Origin of the sequence: Saccharomonospora saliphila YIM 90502 (assembly GCF_000383795.1) — a bacterium.
Classification (GTDB): domain Bacteria; phylum Actinomycetota; class Actinomycetes; order Mycobacteriales; family Pseudonocardiaceae; genus Saccharomonospora; species Saccharomonospora saliphila.
Genome location: NZ_KB912726.1, coordinates 10,889 through 15,210 on the forward strand (window position 1 = coordinate 10,889; position 4,322 = coordinate 15,210).

At 68.5% G+C, this 4,322-nt stretch carries 2 protein-coding genes; both read left to right on the plus strand.

Features of this window, described 5'->3' with window-relative positions; genetic code table 11:
* Positions 1-582 precede the first annotated feature (582 nt).
* Positions 583-1,284 carry a ribosome hibernation-promoting factor, HPF/YfiA family gene (hpf, locus tag SACSA_RS0118850; RefSeq protein WP_019819273.1) on the plus strand — a complete coding sequence of 234 codons (702 nt, stop codon included), beginning with the start codon at positions 583-585 and terminating at the stop codon, positions 1,282-1,284.
* A 155-nt stretch (positions 1,285-1,439) separates the two neighbouring features.
* Positions 1,440-4,322: preprotein translocase subunit SecA (gene secA / locus SACSA_RS0118855; RefSeq protein WP_019819274.1), on the plus strand; the 2,883-nt coding region annotated here is incomplete at its 3' end.

A 4,322-nucleotide genomic window follows, 5' to 3' on the forward strand; every position in this document is an offset into this window, starting at 1 on the left:
CATGCCGGTCGTGCTGCTCGACGACGTGGTCACGACAGGAGCGACGCTGGCCGCGTGCGCGCGGGTGCTGCGCGCCGAGGGGCTCGACGTGACGGCCGCGCTCGCGCTCACCGGGGCGGGCCGCAGAGGGGGCGGGACCGGGCTGAAACAAGGATTTCGTCACCCACACGGGTAGTCCGGGAACTGTCGCCGAGGCCACCGCGTTGACCGGATATGACGCAGCACTCGGTCACGCAGAGCCAGACCATGGTGCGTCACTCGCGCGTTCGGCCCACCATCACGGCCGTGACGCTGCTCCGAACGGGGCGCGGGGTTCCCACCGTCGTCCCGTCCTCACTGCGCGGGGTCACCACCGCGTTCCCCCCGACATCCCCCGGCCCGGGGGCTGTCGTCGGCGCGGCGAGAGGTCTACCGTGCTCCGCTATCAGACGTCCCGGCAGTCAGGGAGGTGAAGAGCCGATGTCCCCAGCGCCGGAGTCCGTGAGCCGACCCGGATGCGGCGACCGCGTCCGGTGGAGTCCGTTCCGGCGCTCGAGGTCGCCACTGGAGAAACTCGCACGCCTGTGAGCGAGGAGGTCGTGTATGGACATCGTCATCAAGGGTCGCAACGTGGAGGTTCCCGACCACTACCGGGAACACGTCGGCGAGAAGCTGGCCCGGCTCGAGCGTTACGACAGAAAGGTCATCCGCTACGACGTGGAGCTCTTCCACGAACCCAACCGTCGACAGGCGAAGAACTGCCAGCGTGTCGAAATCACCGGTAAGGGCGGGGGCCCGCTCGTCCGTGCCGAGGCGAGTGCGGGCGACTTCTACACGGCCCTGGATTCGGCCATGAGCAAGCTGGAGAACCGCCTGCGCCGGATGCACGACCGGCGGCGAGTGCACTACGGGCGGCGCAATCCCCGGTCGGTCGCCGAGGCGACCGCGGGGCAGGCCGCCGTCGGGGCCCTGGGATCGGGCGCTGGACCCACGGCCACGGGCACCGCTGTGCTCGAGGCTCCCGCCGAGCCGCGCACCGACGACCGGAGCACCTCCGACGAGTTCGAGCTGCCCGGTCAGCGGTGGGACGACCAGGATTGGGACGACGGCGTACGGGGCCACGAGCCCGGGCGGGTCGTGCGTGAAAAGCAGCATTCGGCCGAGCCCATGACGATCGACGATGCTCTCTACCAGATGGAGTTGGTTGGGCACGACTTCTATCTCTTCAACGACTCCCACAGCGGCAAGCCCAGCGTCGTGTACAGGAGGAAAGGCTTCGACTACGGCGTGATCCGGTTGGGCTGAGCCGCAGGCAGGCCCCGTGGCGGCCCGTGCGCCGAGTGCGTGCGGGCCGCCGCGTGCACGCGGGCCTGCATGTTCCCTACGATGGGTGTTGCTGCCCGGCGCCCCGCACGGGTGCGCTCTGACGCCCACCTGACACCGCAAGTGAGGTCGACCCGATGGTTTTGAACCGCCTGCTCCGCGCGGGCGAGGGCAAGATGGTGAAGCGGCTGCGCCGCATCGCCGATCAGATCAACACCCTCGAAGACGACGTCAAGGACCTCTCGGACGCCGAGTTGCAGGCGAAAACCGACGAGTTCCGCAGGCGCAATTCCGACGGCGAGTCGTTGGACGAACTGCTGCCGGAAGCGTTCGCCGTCGTCCGGGAAGCGGCGCGGCGGGTGCTGGGCCAGCGTCCGTTCGACGTCCAGCTGATGGGCGGCGCCGCGCTGCACCTCGGCCAGGTCGCCGAGATGAAGACCGGTGAGGGCAAGACGCTCACCAGCGTGCTCGCGGTGTATCTCAACGCGGTGCCGGGCAAGGGCGTGCACATCGTCACCACCAACGACTACCTCGCCCAGCGCGACTCCGAGTGGATGGGCCGTATCCACCGGTTCCTCGGGCTCGAGGTCGGTGTCATCCGGGCGGACATGCAGCCCGCCGCGCGCAGGGAGGCCTACAAGGCCGACATCACCTACGGCACGAACAACGAGTTCGGCTTCGACTACCTGCGTGACAACATGGCCTGGAGCCTCGACGACTGCGTGCAGCGCGGGCACAACTTCGCCATCGTCGACGAGGTCGACTCCATCCTCATCGACGAGGCGCGGACTCCGCTGATCATTTCGGGCCCCGCTGACCAGTCATCCCGCTGGTACACCGAGTTCGCGCGCATGGCGCCGTTGATGAAGAAGGACGTCCACTACGAGGTGGACGAGCGCAAGCGTGCCGTGGGCGTCACCGAGGCCGGTGTCGAGTTCGTCGAGGATCAGCTCGGGATCGACAACCTGTACGAGGCGGCGAACACCCCGCTGGTCGGGTTCCTCAACAACGCGCTCAAGGCCAAGGAGCTCTACCGCAAGGACAAGGAGTACATCGTTCGCAACAGCGAGGTGCTCATTGTCGACGAGTTCACCGGGCGTGTGCTCGCCGGTCGCCGGTTCAACGAGGGGATGCACCAGGCGATCGAGGCCAAGGAAGGCGTGGAGATCAAGGCCGAGAACCAGACGCTGGCCACGATCACGCTGCAGAACTACTTCCGCCTCTACGACAAGCTCGCGGGCATGACCGGTACCGCCGAGACCGAGGCGGCGGAGTTCCACCAGACCTACAAGCTCGGCGTGGTGCCCATCCCGACGAACCGGCCGATGGTGCGTGCCGACGAGGCCGACCTCATCTACAAGACCGAGGAGTCCAAGTTCGAGGCGGTGGCCGACGACATCGCCGAGCGGCACGAGAAGGGGCAGCCGGTGCTGGTCGGTACGACCAGCGTCGAGAAGTCGGAGCACCTGTCGAAGCAGTTGCTCAAGCGCAACGTGCCGCACGAGGTGCTCAACGCGAAGCAGCACCATCGCGAAGCGCTGATCATCGCGAAGGCCGGTCGCAAGGGCGCGGTGACGGTCGCGACGAACATGGCCGGCCGCGGAACCGACATCGTGCTCGGCGGCAACCCGGACATCATCGCCGACGACGTGCTGCGCGAGCGGGGCCTCGACCCGGTCGAGCACTCCGAGGAGTACGAGGCCGCCTGGCCGAAGGTGCTCGAGGAGGTCACCGCGGAATCGAAGGCCGAGGCCGAGGAAGTCATCGAGGCGGGCGGTCTCTACGTGCTCGGCACCGAGCGGCACGAGTCGCGCCGTATCGACAACCAGCTGCGTGGTCGATCGGGTCGTCAGGGCGATCCCGGCGAGTCGCGGTTCTACCTCTCGCTCGGTGACGATCTGATGCGCCGGTTCAACGCGGCCATGGTGGAGCGGGTCATGACCACCATGCGGCTGCCCGACGACGTGCCGATCGAGCACAAGATGGTGTCGCGGGCGATCAAGAGCGCCCAGACACAGGTCGAGCAGCAGAACATGGAGATCCGCAAGAACGTCCTCAAGTACGACGAAGTGCTCAACCAGCAGCGCAAGGTGATCTACGCCGAGCGCCGCAGGGTGCTGGAGGGTGAGAACCTGCGGGAGCAGGTCGAGCACATGCTCGGCGACGTCGTCGCCGCCTACGTCCGGGGCGAAACCGCGGAGGGTTACGCGGAGGACTGGGACCACGAGAAGCTCTGGACCGCGCTGCGCACGCTCTACCCGGTCGGGGTGACCTGGGAGGAGATCGTCGCCGACGACGAGGACATCGACGCGGACCGGCTACGCGAGATCCTGCTCGAGGACGCGACCGCCGCCTACGCGCGGCGTGAGGCCGAGATCGAGGAGAAGGTCGGCGAAGGGGCGATGCGCGAGCTGGAGCGCCGCGTGGTGCTGTCCGTTCTCGACCGGAAGTGGCGCGAGCACCTCTACGAGATGGACTACCTCAAGGAGGGCATCGGCCTGCGCGCGATGGCCCAGCGCGACCCGCTCGTGGAGTACCAGCGCGAGGGTTTCGACATGTTCAACGCGATGCTCGACTCCCTCAAGGAGGAGGCCGTCGGCTTCCTGTTCAACGTGCAGGTCGAGCAGTCGGAGCAGCCTGGTGCGCAGTCCGGTCAGGCGTCGGCCGCGCAGGTTCCCGGCGGCCAGGCACCCGCGGTGTCGGCCCCGTCCGGGGACGCCGTTCGGGACGGCCAGGGTCAGCGCTCCGCCGGTTCGTCCTCGACGCGCGCTGCGCAGGCACCTGCGGCGCAGGGCAATGGCGAGCGCGGGGGGTCGGGCAGGCACGCACGCCCGGTTCCGCCCCAGCCGCAGGTCGAGCCGCGCGGAGAGGGTGTGCCGGCCGCGTTGCAGGGCAAGGGGCTCGACGGGGCGGCCCCGCAAGGTCTGACGTTGTCCGGTCCCTCCGAGGGCGGCGGCGTGCAGTCCCGCGGTGACGGTTCCGGCGAGGACGGCAAGCAGGGCGGCCAGGCCGCGCGGTCC

Bases quoted from the DNA above. Each gene is read 5' to 3' on its own strand.
- hpf (WP_019819273.1), top strand. From the start codon at position 583: ATGGACATCGTCATCAAGGGTCGCAACGTGGAGGTTCCCGACCACTAC.